This window comes from Paenibacillus sp. J2R1T-4 (genome assembly GCF_059692235.1).
Genome location: NZ_JCAUBA010000007.1, coordinates 72,107 through 91,139 on the forward strand (window position 1 = coordinate 72,107; position 19,033 = coordinate 91,139).

16 protein-coding genes are annotated in these 19,033 nt (G+C 45.1%); 9 read left to right on the top strand and 7 right to left on the bottom strand.

The genetic code is table 11. The features are described from left to right. Positions 1–3: 3 nt before the first annotated feature. On the bottom strand, positions 4–2,250 hold the full coding sequence (locus AC58QD_RS13835; RefSeq protein ID WP_497334110.1) for a helix-turn-helix domain-containing protein: 2,247 nt from the start codon (positions 2,248–2,250) through the stop codon (positions 4–6). A 192-nt stretch (positions 2,251–2,442) separates the two neighbouring features. Between AC58QD_RS13835 and AC58QD_RS13840 the strand changes: the two genes are divergently transcribed. Beyond that, positions 2,443–2,802, top strand: a complete 360-nt coding sequence (locus tag AC58QD_RS13840) for a hypothetical protein (protein WP_497334112.1) — start codon at positions 2,443–2,445, stop codon at positions 2,800–2,802. 166 nt (positions 2,803–2,968) lie between these two features. Next, a complete protein-coding gene (locus tag AC58QD_RS13845; protein WP_497334114.1) occupies positions 2,969–3,745 on the top strand; it encodes a sugar phosphate isomerase/epimerase family protein in 777 nt (258 codons plus the stop codon). A gap of 71 nt (positions 3,746–3,816) precedes the next feature. Here the strand turns inward: AC58QD_RS13845 and AC58QD_RS13850 are convergent, their stop codons facing one another. Both AC58QD_RS13850 and AC58QD_RS13855 read right to left on the bottom strand, forming a co-directional pair. Next, positions 3,817–5,289, bottom strand: coding sequence for a sensor histidine kinase (locus AC58QD_RS13850; RefSeq protein WP_497334116.1), 1,473 nt, complete (start codon positions 5,287–5,289; stop codon positions 3,817–3,819). Beyond that, positions 5,286–5,969, bottom strand: a complete 684-nt coding sequence (locus AC58QD_RS13855; RefSeq protein ID WP_497334118.1) for a response regulator transcription factor — start codon at positions 5,967–5,969, stop codon at positions 5,286–5,288. The genes AC58QD_RS13850 and AC58QD_RS13855 overlap by 4 nt, the downstream gene beginning before the upstream one ends. A 393-nt stretch (positions 5,970–6,362) precedes the next feature. On the opposite strand from AC58QD_RS13855, the gene AC58QD_RS13860 reads away from it, so the two are divergent. The 3 genes from AC58QD_RS13860 (at position 6,363) to AC58QD_RS13870 (ending at position 9,169) form a co-directional block, all read left to right on the top strand. Next, positions 6,363–7,214 carry a hypothetical protein gene (locus tag AC58QD_RS13860; RefSeq protein WP_497334120.1) on the top strand — a complete coding sequence of 284 codons (852 nt, stop codon included), beginning with the start codon at positions 6,363–6,365 and terminating at the stop codon, positions 7,212–7,214. Positions 7,215–7,531: 317 nt separating this feature from the next. Further along, positions 7,532–8,242, top strand: coding sequence for a sugar phosphate isomerase/epimerase family protein (locus tag AC58QD_RS13865; protein ID WP_497334122.1), 711 nt, complete (start codon positions 7,532–7,534; stop codon positions 8,240–8,242). Between the two features lie 21 nt (positions 8,243–8,263). Next, a complete protein-coding gene (locus AC58QD_RS13870; RefSeq protein ID WP_497334124.1) occupies positions 8,264–9,169 on the top strand; it encodes a Gfo/Idh/MocA family protein in 906 nt (301 codons plus the stop codon). 116 nt (positions 9,170–9,285) lie between these two features. On the opposite strand, the gene ilvN is transcribed toward AC58QD_RS13870, so the two are convergent. After that, on the bottom strand, positions 9,286–10,743 hold the full coding sequence (ilvN, locus tag AC58QD_RS13875) for an acetolactate synthase small subunit (RefSeq protein WP_497334126.1): 1,458 nt from the start codon (positions 10,741–10,743) through the stop codon (positions 9,286–9,288). 326 nt (positions 10,744–11,069) lie between these two features. On the opposite strand from ilvN, the gene AC58QD_RS13880 reads away from it, so the two are divergent. From AC58QD_RS13880 to AC58QD_RS13890, 3 genes are all read left to right on the top strand, one after another. Next, entirely contained in the window at positions 11,070–12,140 is a 1,071-nt protein-coding gene (locus AC58QD_RS13880; protein WP_497334128.1) for a hypothetical protein, read from the top strand. A gap of 164 nt (positions 12,141–12,304) precedes the next feature. Further along, a complete protein-coding gene (locus tag AC58QD_RS13885; RefSeq protein ID WP_497334130.1) occupies positions 12,305–13,288 on the top strand; it encodes an ROK family protein in 984 nt (327 codons plus the stop codon). After that, a complete protein-coding gene (locus tag AC58QD_RS13890; protein WP_497334132.1) occupies positions 13,278–13,820 on the top strand; it encodes a GNAT family N-acetyltransferase in 543 nt (180 codons plus the stop codon). The genes AC58QD_RS13885 and AC58QD_RS13890 overlap by 11 nt, the downstream gene beginning before the upstream one ends. A gap of 48 nt (positions 13,821–13,868) precedes the next feature. Here the strand turns inward: AC58QD_RS13890 and AC58QD_RS13895 are convergent, their stop codons facing one another. Genes AC58QD_RS13895 through AC58QD_RS13905 form a run of 3 tightly spaced genes read right to left on the bottom strand, consistent with a single transcriptional unit; the run spans position 13,869 to position 17,637 of the window. Next, on the bottom strand, positions 13,869–14,987 hold the full coding sequence (locus AC58QD_RS13895) for a Ger(x)C family spore germination protein (protein ID WP_497334134.1): 1,119 nt from the start codon (positions 14,985–14,987) through the stop codon (positions 13,869–13,871). Further along, complete coding sequence (locus tag AC58QD_RS13900) at positions 14,984–16,084, bottom strand: GerAB/ArcD/ProY family transporter (RefSeq protein ID WP_497334136.1); 1,101 nt, start codon at positions 16,082–16,084, stop codon at positions 14,984–14,986. The genes AC58QD_RS13895 and AC58QD_RS13900 overlap by 4 nt, the downstream gene beginning before the upstream one ends. Beyond that, positions 16,081–17,637, bottom strand: a complete 1,557-nt coding sequence (locus AC58QD_RS13905; RefSeq protein ID WP_497334138.1) for a spore germination protein — start codon at positions 17,635–17,637, stop codon at positions 16,081–16,083. Before AC58QD_RS13905 ends, AC58QD_RS13900 begins: the two co-directional genes overlap by 4 nt. Before the next feature lie 264 nt (positions 17,638–17,901). Here AC58QD_RS13905 and AC58QD_RS13910 point away from each other — a divergent pair, with 264 nt between their 5' ends. After that, positions 17,902–18,363, top strand: coding sequence for a GNAT family N-acetyltransferase (locus AC58QD_RS13910; protein WP_497334140.1), 462 nt, complete (start codon positions 17,902–17,904; stop codon positions 18,361–18,363). Positions 18,364–19,033: the final 670 nt, after the last annotated feature.

A 19,033-nucleotide genomic window follows, 5' to 3' on the forward strand; every position in this document is an offset into this window, starting at 1 on the left:
TGATTATTCTGCTTGTAATTTGCGTAACATCGTTTTTCTGTAATCGCCCGGAGGCATTCCGGTTTCTTTTTTGAACATCCGGATAAACGAGGTTCCATTGCGGTATCCAATCGCCTCCCCAATTTCCTGAATTGTGAGCGTGGATTCCAGCAGCAGTTGTTTGGCCTTGTTCAGGCGAATGCCGTTTAGATGGTCAATGAAGTTTTTACCGGTATTTTCTTTTATGTACACCGAGAGATAGCTCGCCGACATACTTAATTTGAAGGCGAGCAGATCCAGAGAGATCTCCTCCTGATAGTGATTCTCGAGAAAGACCATGACATATTGAATCAGATCGTAGCTCTCTTCCCGTTTCAAGACAACGGCCCGTGTAGCTTCGCTCAAAACCGTTTTGAGCAGTTGCTTGTAATGCTCAGGTGTAACGCATTCCATGATCTGTTGGGAATAGGTTCCCAAGGACTGGGGCAAAGCAATTTTGAGTAATTCCATTGTTTTTTTAGTACGCTCAAGAACATTTTCAGCAAAAGCGTAAATCTGATGAGCGGTAATCGAGAGCGTCAGTTTATCATCAAGAGCACGATCGATCAAGTGATGACAGGCCATCTCATTGCCCGCCTGCAGATACACATAGAACTCTTGATCTTGATCCATCGTGAACCCTACAAAATCTTCGCAGCTCGGATAATCGAATAGGATTTGCGTTTCTTCGATCGGTCTGGACTGCAACACAAGACGGAGAGTCTCCGCGTAGGCTTGATCGAATTGTTCCGAGGAAGCAATCAGAGGACTGGTTGCAATCGTTACTAGGTAATATTGGGTGTCCTGATCGAAGATTTGCTTGAGCTCATGGAAGCAGTTCAGCAGCGAGTCCGACTTTTCGCTAGTATTATGAATCATGGATACCAACTGATTGTGTTCCATTTGGAATGTTGTGGAATTCGGAAAGTGGGACAAGACGACATTGTCGATGATGTCCCGAATACGCTTGGCTGTCTTGCCTGATGAAAAAGGACTCTCCACAGACTGACGAAATCGTAGCTGAAAGACAACAATCTGAAAGTTGCCTTCCTTGATGGACAATTCATTGACTTCCTGACTGTCCAAGGATATATTTTTCAACCGGACTATGTAGCTGTATTGGGTTAACATTGAATTGCTGCTCATTAGCTTTCGGCTAATCTGATTTTTTTCCCGCAGCAAGCCTTGGAAATGATCTTGAATGACACTGAATTCTTGGATAGGACTGTTGTAGGATACCGTCTCCAATTGCTTCATCCCCTTCATGATCATCTTAAGGGGGCGATGGATGTTGCGGCTGAACAACCAGGAAGAGAATAGAGCTAGGGCCACAGTAACAAGGAACAGTAATATCGCTATTCCATTCATACGTATAATTTTCGTATTTAATTGGGAGGTTGGAAGGACCGTCACATAAGTAAAGCCTGTAGCAGCGCCTTTTTCATAGAAGAAATATTTCCCTTGATCTTTGATCCAATCAGAATTGCCAGTCCAACTAGGAATCTTCTCAGAACCTGGGTCAGATTGAAACATAACGTTACCGTTCGCATTGAGAATAAATTGCAAAGAGCCCTGAATTTTATGGCTGGCCTTGTACCATTTTTCCATATCAATTAAAGCAATGATGCTATAGGTACTGTTCGGCAAGTTCATCTCGACAGGCATTAAGGTTTTTAGGGTCTGACTCCTCGATATCCGAAAAGGCCGACTCGGGGCTGGGGTAAGGTCGGAAGTAAGGGCGTCCTTACGTAACCAGTAGGAAAGGGGATACATCTCGTTCACATAATATTGCGAGAACATACGGTCTGCATCGATCAGTGCTTCTTTCTCCAACAAGAACTGCTGCTTCTTGTATAGAATCATGACGTTCTCGAACAAATACGTAGGCTGGGAGGCCATCGTCTGGAGATTTTGGATAATATTCGCGACCATGGTGTAGTCGAGTGAAGCTTTGCCGGCTAGCAAGCTTTGACGTTCAATTGCCTGTACGCGTTCATCGAACTGAAGGCTAAGCATGAGTCCTCGCCAGATTTTGAACTGATTCTCCAGTCCGTCAACCGAATTCTGAATAATGGCACGATTATAAGCTACAATCTCATTATCTACATTTTTGCTATAAAATGTAAATGACCACAAGTTAAAAGAAATCAGCAAAATCATTACAATAGAGAAGTAAACAAGCATTCTCATGAACAATGAATTCATCCGTAATTTGCGCACTAGTAAGTTCATTTATTGGAGCTCCTTTGTTGTAAAGATAACTCAATTCTATATGAAGGGGGAGGTGAAGAGTAGTTACAATCTTTCTGAAAGTTATCTATTATTTATCGGGAGGCAGTCCGTTCGGCGCTTCCAACGGTATGCTTAGCGGTACAAGCGAGTGCAGGTGGTTTCGGGGTAAAGTTATTTCGGGCAGTCAATTGCATGGTCGATAAAAATCTCATTACCGGCTCCAACTATGCAATTTACATTGATACATGCAATCAGCTGTTGCTTGCCTTCAATCTGGTTTCAGGAGCCGGAATCTGCGGCTTGTTTCGCAACACCGCAAAGGCGTCGGGGCAGAAGGCTGCCGAATTCACCGCTGGTTCGACGAAGGGCACTTTCAATGGTAATCTGTTCTGGAGCAATCAGACAACCAAACCGGCCACTTTAGTATATACGACATCCGACACCACCCTGTTTATGTATGCAGGCAACAATTTCGTCGGAGCCTATAGCGGAACCGCACCGATCAGTGTGGCTTCCAGCGTAGGATCGGCAACCGCGGCCAATATGACGTAACCTATGATGGGCAGGTCTAAAGCTTCCCTTTGTTTGGAAAGTTCTCTATTTTTTTAAATCTGAGAATCAGCTAATCATACAGGAAAAAGTGTGTAGAACATGACGGTCGATTCAACTAAACTCCATCTAGGATCTATCATTTATTTCTAAAGAAAGCAGGGATACTGTGACTGTATTAATCAACCTACTGCCTTATATGAAGCGGATTGATGATTGCAAGGAATTATTGGATCAGTGGTCGGGCGGGCTTGAAATTCCTATGGATGGCCCCAATTGGGAAGAACCCGCCAACTGGAATGAGGAGTTTCTGAGGTTCAAGGATTATCCAGGGCCGATTAGTGTCCATTCGCCAATATGGGAGTTGAACTTGGCGTCCGCACGCTTCGAGGTCATCAGCCAATATTCCTATGAGGTGTACAAAGGTTGTCTGGAATGGTCGTCTCGAATCGGAGCCGAACAGATGGTCCTGCATCCGAGCTTGTACTCCACGATGCTGTTTAATCGGAAGCAGTCGCAAGCGAGATCGATCGACAATCTGAAACGATTGGGTGAGGTTGCTAAGAAGCTTGGTATTGACCTTGCGGTGGAAAATGTGGGATTTCATGAATTTGCTTTGTTCGATGAGGATGAATTTGTGAGACTCTTTGAAGAAATTCCGACGATATCTGCGTTGGTCGACGTAGGCCATGCTCATATTAACGGCTGGGATACTCCAGAGCTGCTCCGCCGATTGGGAACACGGCTTAGCGCCGTTCATCTGCATGACAATGATGGAATTGACGACCTGCATCAGCCCATTGGGGATGGAAGCATTCAGTGGGACCCTATCTTCGACACCTTAAAAGGTATGAAACATTCATTTCGATCGATTCTAGAGTATCAATTCGATACTCCGTTGCAAACCTTGCTGAAGCATGCAAAATTGGTGGAAACCAAACTATAGGCTACTACCGCCGGAAGCATGCTTGTTTGCTGCCGGCGGATTTTTTATTTAAAAGTGCAATCTCCGATATTTTATTCACTCGAGCCTGGAAGCCATATTCGGAATTCACTACCCTCACCAGGCTCGCTATTGACTTGTATCAAGCCTCCGTGCAGGTCAACAATCGATTTGGTGATCGAAAGACCTAATCCTGCTCCGCCGTATATTCGTGCCCTTGATGTATCCACTCGATAAAATCGATCGAAGATATGAGGGATATTCTCCACCGGAATTCCAGGACCGTTGTCCTTAATGGACAGCTCTGTCCCATTACCTGCCTTATGCAAAGAGATCTGAATGCGACCTGTATCTGGATTGGTATGTTGAACCGCATTCTGGAATAAATTCAGGATTACTTGCTTGATCTTATCGGCTTCAAACAGGCAAGGCGCATCGGACTCCAGATCGAATCGCACCTCGCGACCGCCTGCTAACAGCATCAGCTGCGGTTCCATCTCCTGCAGAATAGCATCCAGATATCCTTCTGTTGCCTGAATAGTAGGGCTTCGGTCTAACCTTGCCAGAATCAATAAATCGTGAACTAGCTTATTGATCCTGCCAGATTCCCCGTGCATGCTTTTAAGAGCCCGATTCAACTGGTCAGGATGTGCTGCTGCTCCTCTCAGCAATACTTCCAAGAATCCGTGGATGGACGTAAGAGGCGTCCGCAGCTCATGGGAGGCATCCGCGACGAAGCGGCGCATCTTCTCATTTGCTTCAAGCTCAGCTTGAAAGGAAGTCTCCAACCGTTCCAGCATCCCATTGAAGGAAGCGGATAGCCGATCAATCTCTACTTGCCCTTGATCAATCGGGAAACGTTCTGCGAGATTTCCAGAGTCGATTTGCGCAACGGTTCGCACCATCCTGTTAAGCGGAACTAACGTACGTTTCATGATCGGGAAAAAAGTTAATAGTCCGACAATAAGGGCTAATAAGGAAAGTCCAATAAAGGTGAGGCTCTGGCTGATCAAAACATCCTCGATCGGTTTGGTGCTCGCACTAATCTGAATGAGTCCGCGAAGTCTGCCGCGATCCATGAAGGGTTGCAGCACGACCATTTGTTCAGGATTAGAGCCCTGGACTACTTTCCAGTCCGTTTTCTCCTTCTTTTGAGGCTGAAGCTGCTCCAGGTAATCCTCTAGTTTCAACTGAGGGGCTTCCACCCCGGGAGCTTCCGTAAGTACAGTGAAATTCCCATTCTCATCAATGAAGGCAAGGGTGGTATCCTGCTGTGCTAGCGGTGACCTCTCGAACTGCTCTCTTCTCCCGCCGCCGCCTGGAAGGCCGCTCACTGGGAACATATCCCGCGGAATAGAGCTGATCTGACTTTGCAGGCTGCTTGCGCGATTCTGATACATGAAATGTTTCACCAACAAGTATTGGAATACTCCTATTAAAACGAGTAAAACAGTTAATATAGTCAGAGATCGGAAGAGAAGCTGGAACCGCAGCGAGTTAAGCTGGATGAAACGGGCCAGGGTGAACCCTTTTCTCGGTGCGGTCATGGTAAATCCACTCGATATCCGGAGCCCCGCAAGGTGCGTATGAATTTATGCTCGCGATCGCCTAACTTCTCTCTCAAAGAACGCACATACACTTCTACGATATTGTCATCCCCCACGAAATCATATCCCCATACTTTATCCAATATCATTGGTTTACTAAGCACAAGCCCGTGGTTGATGACCATAAATTTAAGCAATTCATATTCGGTTGGAGAAAGCTCAAGCACCTTGCCATTCATTGTAATTTCTTTGCGACGGTCGTCGATTCGCAATGGTCCGTAAGCTACTTCTCCTAACAAGTTAGGAAACTGATTTCTAAGTCTAGCATGGATACGGGCAAGCAGCTCTTCGAAGCTGAATGGTTTGGACATATAATCGTCTGCCCCAAGGGTTAGACCTTTAATTCTATCATCAACCTCTTCCTTGGCAGTCAGCATAATGACGGCCACATTCTCGGTTTTCTTGATCATCCGGCACACTTCGAATCCGTCCATTCCTGGCATCATGACATCCAGTATAGCTATATGCGGTTGGAATTGTTTGATCAGATTGATCCCTGTTAATCCATCTTGAGCACTTTGGACTTCAAACCCTTCATTTTGCAAACCTATCTCCAGAAATTGCAGAATGTTCGGTTCATCATCGACTAGTACAATTTTGATTCCTTTAATTTTTTGCATCGGGATCCACTCCTGTATAGTTGGTACTCATTCTAGCCTTTCGACATCCCCATTATCCTAGGTAAAACTTAAAGATCACTGAAGAGAAGCTGAATGCCAGCTGAAACATGGTCTATTAAAAGCTGTTTTCAACAAAGATTCAGCTCACGCTCAAATCACTTTCAGTATCAGCTTTTATTATGAAGCCTACAACCAACAATTCCAAGTAAAAGGTGGCTCGGAATATGAGGAGGGCGATAAGCCCTCTTCTTCTGCGTCGCGGGCGATTAGATACATTCAGCTAACTTTCAGCTAATGTTCAATCCTTTTTCAGGTTGGATTAAGCTTGGTTTCAGTTTGCCCGTCTATACTTCAGTTGCAAGGAAAAATAAACCAAGGCAAAGGAGAAATGATATGAAGCGCAAACTGAACCAAAAAGTACTTATCACCACACTGGCAGCATCCGTATTACTTGGAGGCGGGGCTTTCTCATTGCTGCAATCGGACGTTCTGGCCGAAACAGCGACAACTCAGACTCAATCCTCAGATAACACAGTACCAGATAAAGCGATGAAAGATACGATGCGTCGTGATAGAGGCGGCGATAAACACGGTGGTAAAGGCGGAGTGGGACGGATTGGCGGCAAAGGCTTGATCCAAGAAACGGCTACGATTCTCGGGGTCGATGAGAAAACTTTATCCGAACAAGTGAGGGGTGGACAGACGCTGCTGCAAATCGCTCAGGCTGCTGGCTTGACTGAAACGGTTTATCTGGAGAAGCTGGTCGCTGCCGAGACAACCAAGATTAACGAACAGCTCAGTGCAGGGAAGATTACGCAAGCGCAAGCGGACCAAATAAAAGCGGAGCTTACAGAGCGGTTGAAGCAATCCATCTCTAGTGCTCAGCCAGTCGGTGGAGATCGTGGTCCTGGAGGTCCCAAAGGTCATGGCGGTCCCGGGGGTCATGGCAAGGGCGTCGGTGGAATAGGTTTCTTGGGTAGTACGGACACCTTGTCTTCTGCTCTAGGCATGACTAAGGAAGAGCTTAAAGCCGCGCAGGATGCTGGTAAATCTCTTTCTGAGATTGCAGCTGAAAAGGGGATTACGGAGGAGAGCTTAATTAGCAAGCTGAAGGACGGTCTGACCGAGCAGCTCAAAAAGTTCGTACAGAACAAGCGCGAGCCACGCGCTGAGAAACCGCAAACGTCGACAGCACCATCGGCATCTCCAGCAGCATCTCCGGCCGCAAGCGCTACGAATACTTAATAGAAGGATAAAGAGCTGATCGGAGTGAAAACTTTGATCAAGCTCTTTTTTTGTGTAAAAGTCAAGCATGCGCAAACTTACAACTTACCTCATTGAATAATATCATCCCAGTAAACAACACATTCGCCTCATCGATTGTATGTTGGGGACGTTGTAAACTTGTTTATGAAAAATGGGAAGGAGATGCTGCAATGATTTGGGAACGGCTCGGGGTCATCACGGACGAGGTCTCGCAAAATGTTGTGGAAGCATGAGACTGGGTCCAAGAGTATAAGCTAAAGCACGTCGAAATTCGTATGGTAAATGGCGTCAATGTGATGAATATGACCGAGGAGCAAGTCACGGCACTATATCTAGAAGTGCTGCTACGGGGACTATTCATTTCGGCCTTGGCTTCTCCGTTATTCAAATGCCAGCTTGACCGATCCCGACAGCTAAAGACCGGCGATCAGTTCGGCAACGAAACACAAGATGTCGAGGCGCATCATCTGCTTGTGCATAAAGCGATTCGATACGCGAAGCTGTTGAACACGAAGTACATTCGTATCTTCTCCTTCTGGCGGGAAGAACAGCCGGAGCTTTACACGGCGGAGATTGTCCATCATCTGCAGCAGGCTGCGGAGGCTGCCCAAGCGGGCGGTGTGATTCTCCTATTGGAAAATGAATACTCTTGCAACGGTGGTTTTTCGTGGGAAGTCGCAAATATAGTCAGGAAGGTCAATTCACCTGCACTAAAAGTGTTATGGGATCCGGGAAATGAAGAAAGAAGAAGCCCGTCCTTTCCTCAAGGATACGAGCATATCCGTGATTTATTCGTTCACTTTCATCTGAAGCATTGGTATATCGCGAATGGACGGGAGCCGCTTATCCCGCATTTGCAAGCGCTTGAAGCAGACGGTTATCAAGGCTTATATACGATTGAAACACACTACACTCCAGAAGGTGGCACACCCATGGATGGGACGCGGATGGCGGTCGAACGGCTAAGAGAGCTGTTGGAGCAAGAAACTTCTCATGAAGAACAATAACCTATAAAGGGGTCTTAACCTGTGAGCAGCTTAAAAATCGGGCTAATCGGATTGGATACGTCACATTGTATCGTATTTACCAAAATATTGAATGATCCTACATATGAACTATTTATTGGCGCTCCTGCCAAAATCACAATAGGATATCCTGGCGGATCACCTGACTTCCCGTTGAGCATTGATCGTGTGGGAGGCTTTACGAAGCAACTTGAGGAATCCTTCGGTGTTCAAATAGTAGCTTCCCTTGAAGAAGTAGCTGAACAGGCAGATGCCATATTTCTCACCTCGGTTGACGGCAGGGTGCATCTGGAGCAATTTCAGACAATCGCTTCTTTCGGCAAGCCGGTGTTTATCGATAAACCGTTAGCTGTAAGCAGCGCTGACGCACGAGCTATTTTTACAATTACAGAGCAGTATGGCATCCCATGCATGAGTTCGTCTACGCGCCGGTATGCCAGAGAGCTTGTCGAAGCGCTTGCGAATCAGGATAATGGTTCAATCACAGGCGCTGAAAGCTACGGAGTGATCGATTTTATGCCCACACAACCAGGCTGGTTTTGGTATGGTATTCATAATGTAGAAGCTTTATATGCCATTCTTGGAACAGGCTGCGTGTCAGTAACAGCGATATCACAAGAGAGTCACGAAGTAATAACGGGAGTTTGGTCAGATGGTCGTATAGGAATCGTTCGAGGCAATCCACATCCGAATGGCACGCAAGGAGCACTGATACATCGGGAAAAAGGAACCACTTACGTCAATGCGGGGGCGGACGGAATGGGAAAATACGCCGAACTCGTCAAGAGTATCATGAAAATGATAGAATCAGGCCAACCTTCAGTCCCACCGCAGGAAACGATTGAAATAATCCGCTTCATCGAAGCTGCTAATGAAAGTCGGGAGACCGGAAAAACCGTTGTTTTATAAGGATTTAACTCTGTTTTGACTTAGAGATGTCGACAGTAAGACATAAACGCCAGCTCAGCCTAAACGGCTGTTGCTGGCGTTTATCATACAACCATGTCAGCTATCGACACGCTAGATCATTTAGTCTTCAAATGATGTCTCCATACATACAGACTAGCCAGAATTACGATGCCGATAATAGCGGAGAACCATTGAATCGCGGGTATGAGACCGATCCCCTGCGCTCCGAGACCCAATCCTAGAATCGGGACGCCTACACCCAAGTAAGTCACAACATAATAAATGGACACCATATCTGCCCGTGCTGCATCTGTAGACTTTTCATTAAGATAAGTCAAGCTGCCCGCATAGCAGGGGCCATGGCCTAACCCGATAAGAACGGCGGTTACAAGAAGCAGTATCAGCGACTTTGTCGCAATCGTGCTAATCAGCCCAATTAGCCCTGATGCCAGTAAGAGATAACCGATCGTAAGACTGGTGAGGATTGGAAGCTTTTTAGTCAAAAACTGACTCCATACAGAAAACCCAAGCACGAGAGCGATTACGACCCCGGACACGATCAGATTCAGTCTACCGATAATGATAGGGATGTAGGAAGGAATGATGGACATGATCAGACTCATGACCGACCAAGCGATAAAGGATGTCATTGACGACAGGAATAGAGAGAGTCTGATCGCTGGTGGAACATGAGGCAAACGAAAACGCACCTTATCAAGCGTTGGTATTCTCTTCTCACTCAAGATTAGGAGCCCTAGGATGCTGGGTATCACTAAAATCACATGAATCAAATAAGGAAGTTGTGTCGGGTACGGCGCAAGCTGACCGAGGAAGCCGGATACAACAGCACCCAACCCGTTCCCCAAAGTCACAGCAATGGCAGCGACTAGAGCAGCTCGCGTCCGATTTCGGCTATCACCCATTTCAATCATGGCCACAACAGCAACTCCATTCAGCATGCCGACAGATATTCCTTGCATCATCCGGGAAAATACCAGCATGCCCGGCCCCTCCGCCAATAGGAAACAGACCGATCCGATCAACGAGAACATAACGCCCGGAATAAGCACATTGATTCGTCCGATACGGTCGGATAACTTTCCAAAAACGACGAGGGTAGGAATCACAACGAAAGCATAGGCGGCAAATACGAGTGTAACAATGACCGGATGCAAATTCCACTGCTCACGATATAGAGCATAGAGGGGAGCGGGAACATTGGTGCCGAAGAGCGTAATGAATAAACTATATGCAACCAGCCAAAAAGCGACCGTTCTGCTTTCTTTGATTTGGTCTCGTATTCGGTTTGCTAGTGGATATTTGTCGGCCACGGAATACTTCGTATCCGCCCTGACCTGGATTACATCCAACAAGTCCGTAAGATGCTTGGTCACGTTATCAAGCCTGCTTGCTTCGATGGAAATTTCGATTTTCATCCGGGAGATAGTCGGCATTTTGCTGGTTCCAACAGTCAATTTATCGATATTACAGCCAATACGGCCGAAAAGATCTGAAACCCGGGCCAATACCCCCGGCTGGTTGTTCACAAGTAAGGAGATCAAATGGGTTGCCACGAACAATCTCTCCTTTCGTTTTTATACCAGGCAACTCCTCCTTTGCTTTACCTACCAGGGCTGCGCAGTATCCATTTTATTGTATCACCTTCCCTAATTCCGCTACTATAAGGAAGGCTTGAAGTTTACTGTGTCAGAATAGTGTTTGATTTAATTTATTCCGCTGGAGAGAACTTCTCTAGTGGTTTTTCTAATTGGCCATATCTTTTCAGCGAACGCTCAGGTAACATTCATGAACCTTTCAGTGGGCGTTAAGGAAGCATTCAGACTAGTGCGTTATTCTTCATATGTAGACAAAATAAGAGAAACAAGAGGAGAGATTCCATATGAAAATGATCAGCAAAAAAGTACTTACTACTACATTGGCAGCTTCAGTATTATTAGGAGGCGGTGTTGTTGGACTACTACAATCCAAAGCTTTCGCAGATACGATTAGCACCACTGCTACACAGACGACTGATCAGGCAAGTAACCAACCAAAGGGTAAACCAGGACATAAGGCTGGCGGGTTTGACCATCGTGGAGGATTTGGTGGAAGTAACCTAGTTAAGCACACAGCGACTATACTTAACTCAGATGAGAAATCGATATCGGAATTGGCCAAAAACCAGTCCCTCCTTAGTATCGCTGAGAATGCAGGTTTGACTGAGGAAGATTTCCTGCAGAGATTGACAGCAGCCGTTACTGGGTCTATCGACGAGGCGCTAAGTGCGGGCAAGCTAACCCAAGAGCAGGCAGACAAACAGAAATCCGGTCTGGCTGAGCAGTTGAAGCAATCTATTACAACCAATAAGTTAGTCGGTGAGCGCGGAGCTGGCAAAGAGGGGAAGCATGGTAATTTGTTCGGAGATCATGCAGCTCTTGCGGGGATCGTTGGTATCACCCAGGATGAATTGAAAGCACAATTGGATGAAGGAAAAACACTGCTGCAAGTGTCAGAAGCTAATGGAGTTACAAAGGACAACCTTGTGCAAGCGCTGAGAGCCATCCGGAATAAAGCTATTGATGATGCCGTTAATTCCGGTCAGATTACAGCAGCACAGGCCGACGAACAAAGGACGCAGCTTACCGATCAAGTAGAAAAATTCATTAATGAGGCACAAATGTTCCATGATCGCGGACACGGTAAGGGTGGAGATAAAGGCCTCCACTTTCTTGGTAACACCGATACGCTAACCACTGTACTTGGTGTAACGAAGGATGAGTTGAAAGCCGCGCAAGACGCAGGTAAATCTTTGTCAGAGATTGCGGCAGAGAAAGGTGTGTCTGAAGATACTCTGATCAGCAAGCTGAAAGATGGAATAACGGATCAATTGAAGCAATTTGTACAAAACAAACGCACTCCTCGCCCGGAACAAACACAAGCACCAACAGCAGACACAGAGGCGTCAGAATAAGAAACGCTTTGAATAAAAACCGTTTGGATGAATGCATCCGAACGGTTTTTTGATTGTGTCCTTTTAATACAGACATATCCTATTAAAACTGAGACTCCACGAATAGCTCTTCAACCTATATAATGTAAGAATACACATACATATCGAGGAGGATCAGCGATTAGATGAAATATCGTGTTGGGATTGATCTTGGAGGAACTAATATTGTCTGCGGCTTGGTGAATGAACATAATAAAGTAGTGGATGAAATTAAAAAGTCGACGGATGTCCACTTAGGAAGTGAAGGTGTGCTTCGTAGAATCGCAGATACCGTAATAGAACTAACAGAAAGAAATGGGCTTTCCCTGTCTGCCATTGAGGCTGTAGGCGCAGGTATACCTGGTCTCATCAATCCACTAGAAGGAATCTGTATGGGGGCATCCAATCTGCGGTGGAGAAATGTCAAGGTAGCGGAAAGTCTGGCAGAAATGCTTAATATTCCAGTTTTTATAGATAACGATGTCAGAATGTATGTGTTAGGGGAAGCTTTATTCGGAGCAGGTAAGGAGCATCATGCAGTTCTTGGAGTAACACTAGGAACTGGGATTGCGGCTGGATTATTAGTCAATGGACGACCATTCTACGGCTCGAAATTCATAGCCGGTGAATTAGGTCATATTCACATGCAGGGTGAAACCGCACAATGCGGGTGCGGGATGTTCGGCTGTCTTGAGACAGTAGCTTCCGCCACAGGTCTAGCCAGACAAGCCAAGCAGCTCCTAGCAGAGGGCCGGGCAAGTCTGTTGACACAGCTTGTCCCTGATACCCAGAGCATTACAGCAGCACATATTTCAGAAGCTTATGATCAAGGTGATGCAGTTGCCATTGAGATCATGCACCATAGCGGCCGCATACTAGGCAGGGCTTTATCTTATGCGGTTACATTATATAACCCTGATGTAATCGTGGTGGGTGGTGGAGCGTCCAACGCGGGTGATCGGATTCTGGCTGCTGCAAGAGATGAACTGAAGAGCAAGGTGCTGCGCATGTACGCCGAGGGTTTGGAGATCAAGCTGGCAGAACTGGGTGATAGCGCAGGGGTAATCGGGTCAGCAGCGAATGCAAGCTGGATGCTGGGTCAGGGGGAAGCGAGAAGTTGTGATACGTAATGCTGATCCTACTGACCTCGATTTTTTAGTTCACATAGATTTGAAAGATGAAGGTGTTACTTCAACTACTGAAACTCAGATGACGAAAGATGATTTGAGATTGCATCGAGAGAAAATAACGAAATTTGTAACAGAGAAAGATAGAGGGGCATTTATCTATGAAGATAGGCTGAGTAGAAAAAGAATCGGAATGATTATGTATTCAATTATTAATAGAGATGGGGAGTATCCCTGGAAAACCATATTTCATGAACTAGATCGAAGCTTATTTCAGGAAGATGGACGCTTTGTGGAGATCTTTCAACTATGGGTTGACCCCGATTATCGACGGTCTGGAATTGCGACAAAACTTAAACAAGAATTGGAAGAAGTAGCAAGAGCTAATGATATAAATTTAATCTATACGCATACAGAAGAACGTAACTTACATGTTGTGGAGCTCAATAAGAAAATTGGGTATAAGGAAGTTAGACGGGGACTCATTTGGGATGAAATCATTCGCATAAGCTTAATAAAGCATTTAAAGATATAATGGCGATAGGACTAGGATCAAATAACTCCGATCAGGGCAGCTATTGATTTATTTGATCGCGCCCATCGCCATAATTTTCACTTTCACTTCCACGTTCACATCAGACTTTGCAAAAGCTTCTCCCCACTGATCTTGAACGGGTTTCCAATGCTGATATTGTTTGGCACGTGCATACAGTCCGAACCCGACCGGATCAATCTTCGCTGTCTGTATCTTCTTGATCAGTCGAGCGAATTGGTCTTCGAGCTCTTGTTCAATCTCTTGCTCCAATAGTTGCGCATCCCGTCTCACATCGTAAGGAAACGGCCTTTCGGACAAGGCAATTCTTAAATTCACATTAAGATCAAATTTAAACTTGCTCTCCGCGTAGGTTACCTTTGTTTTGGTTGAAATACCTGTGGTGTTAAAACTAATCCTATCAAAGTTGAAAATACTGCTTTTATCCGATTGAGAAGGCAGTTTGATCATTAAAGGAAACTCCCCTCTTGGGTGAGGACTCAATATAGTTAACAATTTGTTTTCTGCCGAGCTCAGACTAAGCAGGTAACGGCCGTCTTCCTCCAGCAGGGCTGTACCCATTACTTTCAAATACCCATCTTTTCGCAATTCGATCAAGCTTGGAGTCATACCTTTCTCGAACATTTGCCGATGTAACTCCTGCAGTGTCGTCTGAACCGTAATATTCCTTTTATGGGCTGTACGGATCAGCTTGGACAAATAGAGGGGAAGACGCTCTTTATCCCTCGGTTGAAAACTAACGATATCGGATACAGAGCCATCCACAAGCACTACAAAAGGTTGAACTGTGTTCTTGACATCACGGTACAAGGGGTCCAAAAGCTTAAACCAGCCTTCATGCTGCAGGACTCGCTTGCCGAGCAAGATCACTTGTACTTTTGTCCCGATTATTGTACCTCCAACGGTGCGATCAAATTCTTCTCGGGACATTCTTAGGGTTTTCGTACGGGCTATATATTCCTCCTCCTTGTCCTTAGCTTCTTTGCTAAAAACAGGACTTGACAGGGAAAAGACAAGACGATTCTGATCATCCAGGTCTATGCCGATCAACATAGTGAATGTAGTATCCTCCACATTGGTGCGGTCGGTGCAACCTGTAGCCAACCCAACCACAATCACGGCTATCCAATACAAAATACATCGTTTCATGGTTTGATCCCCCTCCGAACTCTAACATATACATGAACATACATCCAAAGGAGCAAAGGAAATACATAGGCGATGCCAATTCCGAACCTGCTCATCCACTTTGTCCAATTCTCCGACTGAATCCAGGAAGGATGCAGCAGGAACGTCGCTACAATGAACAAGAGGGCAAATACAATAACAAATGGACTATGATTCTGTTTTCCCAGCAGTTGGCTCGTACAGAAGCAAGCACAGAAGTAATAGGGGATCCAAGCCGTTGAGCCTACAAACAAATACAGTGCTAAGAAGATCATGTCGAATCGTTCTAAGAATCGGAATTCGATCACTTTCAGCAAGTTCAATACGGGCTGATTGTAAATCGTAATTTCGTCTGGACTGAAAAATGCGAAACATATTAGTGTGATGAGCAAGTATAAGAGTAGCGTTAACGTATTGGCAATAACAATCCCGCGAGTAGCCAATTGTTTGTTTTGCAAAAAAGGGTAGAGGAAAAACGTAATTTCAAATCCGAGCAGCGAAAAGATCGAAGGTTCCAAACCTTGAAAAATCGGAAGGATTCCTTCTTTGAACAAAGGAAACAAATGAATCCAATAACTGTCTTTTAAAGCAAGCAACAGAATAAACGGCATCCAGATCGTCATGTAAAACACGAGTTCGCTGTACCTACCCAATACCCTCCAACCGTTTCGAACGAGCAAATAACTCGGCACAGCAAACAACAGCATGACGATGTAATCAGGGGTTTGAGGCAGAAACCAAGCTTTGGTATAAAGCATCCCTTTGATCTGGATGATCCATGCGGAATAGGCAAAAAAGAATATCCAAAGCAGTGCGATGATTCTGGATATCCATTTGCCGAATAGACGGACAAGCAGATCGAACAATGTATGGTCCGGAAATTGTTTGAGAATTCGGACAATGAACAAGCTGGCAACCAGGTTGAGAATCCAGCCGACGATCAGAGACATCCATCCGTCTGTTCCCCCTTTTTCAGCCAACTCCCTGGGAAGAGACAGGATACCCGTGGCGAATTGAACCCCGTGTATGAGAAATATATACTGCATCAAGGTGACTTCGTTCATGGCATATTTTTTCATGACGGGTCCTCTTTCGAACGGTTCTTCCCTTGACGCGTGTCTTGTATAGATCTGGTGCTTTTGGGCCGCTTAACCATCGTCCAAATCGGCAGCCTAACGAATGTATCCTTCATATCTGCCCAGCGGAAGGGAGATAGCGGACTTCCGTATGGAGTCCCCAGTGACTCCAGGGAAACGAGATGAGCCAATAAAGTCATCATTCCAATAATGATCCCCACCAAGCCGAACATAAACGCGATTACCATCATTGGAAACCGCAGCAGCCGTATAGCCGTTCCCATATCATAGTTTGGGATAATGAAAGAAGCGATAGCGGTCAACGCTACAACAATAACCATAATGTTGCTGACAATCCCTGCTTGCACCGCTGCTTGACCGATGATAATACCGCCAACGATTCCCACCGTTTGTCCAACGGGTGCGGGCAGACGGATCCCGGCTTCCCTCATCATTTCGAGCGTAATTTCCATCATCAAGGCTTCAAGCAAGGCCGGGAACGGAACGAGAGCCCTCGACTCGGCAATGGAAAACAACATTTTGGTGGGTATGACTTCATGATTAAACGAGATAATAGCGATATACATCGCTGGCAGCAGTAAAGCAATGGCAAAAGCGATAAAACGAAGCAGACGAATAAATGAAGCGATCAGCCAACGAGTGCTGTAATCGTCAATATTTTGGAAAAAGGATATAAAGGTGGCCGGTGCAATCATCACGCTCGGGGATCGATCCACGATTACGGCTAATCTTCCCTGGAGTAGTTGAGAAACAGTCGAGTCTGGACGTTCGGTTAGAATGAACTGCGGGAATGGCGAATAGGGGTTATCTTCAATTAATTCGACGAGCTCCCCGGTGTTGATAATCGAATCAATAACAATATTGGATATACGCGTTTCCAATTCCTGAAGTACTTCCGGATGTGCTACATCTGCAATATACAAGATCCACACCTTGGATTTGCCTCGCTCCCCAATCGATATCTGCTTGATCTTAAGTTCCCGATTTGGGAGGTACCTGCGAATTAAGGCAATATTTTGCGACCCGGTTTCCAAGAAGCCTTGATGAGCGCCCTTAAGAGAGGTTTCCAGTTGTGGATCCGAGAGAGCCCTCTGCGGCCACCCTTTTGAATCCAGGATATAGGCTTCAGCGCGACCGTCCAGGAACAGGACACTATTCCCGCTAAGAACGGCTTCCTCCACCTCTTTCCAGTTTGTCCCGCTACTAAGATTCCCTACATTTGTTAGCGGAATTTCCCCTTTTATATTGGCAGTTTCGTCCATAAGCGGTCGGAGAATATTATTATTGATGGTCGTCTTGTCGGTCAGGCAATCCAAATAGACAAGAGCAGCCTCAATTCCCATGCCGCTTATCGTCAACCGTCGCACAATAAGATCAGGTGTCAATGGGAACAACTGCTGAAGGTTCATCAAATTACTAGACAAATCACTATGGAGGGTTTGTCCTTCAACTTTGCCTGGTTCTTGGGAATGATTTGCGGATGGTGTTCGAGGGGCAGATCGTTTTCTTTTAAATAATCTGAAAAATAAATACATAGCCAGCATCATCCTAAATTTAAAATATATTTTCTGCTATATTTTGGCTTTATTTCTGAAAAATATTCTGATTGGATATTGTACAAAACTGAACGAGTAGAAGGCAGCGTGGATGACATCAAAGATGCGGGCATGAAATGGGGTGTTGTCCAAGAGGTGAAATGATAAGTGCTGAAGAAGAAAGACATTACAGGACATAAATTTGAACTTCAAACAGGACAATTGAATGACAGGATGGAATATTATTGAAAGAGGCGACATGGCATGGAAGAAATCACTTTATCGTTTGTGGAACCGAATAATCCGGATTTATTACATTTAATAACGAAATTAGATGAAGAATTGTTTGAAAGGTATCCGGCTGAAGAAGTTTTTGGAATTAATTTTGATGATCCAATGACACAAGAAATTGTGTTTGTTGTAGCTTATATGAATAGACTACCTGTTGGATGTGGGGGAATTAGACGATTAGACAATGAAAGTACAGAACTTAAAAGATTTTTTGTTGATAAGCCTTACCGAAACAGGGGAGTAGCAGCTAGAATATTGAACTTATTAGAGAAGACCGCAAAACAGCTTAAGTTCAAATACATAAGATTGGAAACCGGGGTTGAGCAACCGGAATCCGTTAGTTTCTATAAAAAACATGGTTATAAAGAAACGAATAAGTTTGGTGATTACATAGACTGTGAATCTAGTCTTTGTTATGAGAAGAGGCTTATATAAGCTGAAAGGAGTAGCTCCGATGAAATCAATAAAACTGATGTTGTTCGGCGTAGCTCTACTATTAGTTTCTATATACATTCAGGGGGAACCAGGAATCAATTTTTATGGCAATGAGTTTTTTATAGGATTGTTCGGCTTTATTCTTATTAGTATTGGACTTTTTATGAAGAATAAAAAGGATTAATGTATTTTAATCGCCCCCGCGACTCGGTTGAAGCACAAATGCGAAATTCCCTTTATCGAGGTAAAGTAGATGTCGACGATTTATACACAGACAAGCTGTTTTTGCCAGTTTCACCGTCTAGATGTAGAACATTTCGACATGGAAGTCACGTTTAGACGAGTTAGGATAGTATTAGGGCTAGTTTTGAGCTGTTTTGAGGGCTTAGTTGTACAATTCTTCGACATCTAAGTCCTAATATGGCCGATTCTTCGGGTTAGATGTCGAAATGGTATACATCTATTCGCGAATGCCGCTGGCGGGTTTATTCCTCTTGCGGAAGTACATGCAAGTCAAGGTCGACCGAAGGTATGGATAAGGCAGTATCGGTGTTCGTTTTGCCTAGCACACCTACTTCTCAGCAGTGTTGTAATGTGAGAGAATGGGAGCAAAGCCTGCTATTAAGCTGGCTATAAAGCGTACATCAATCCCATTAATTGGATTAAATCC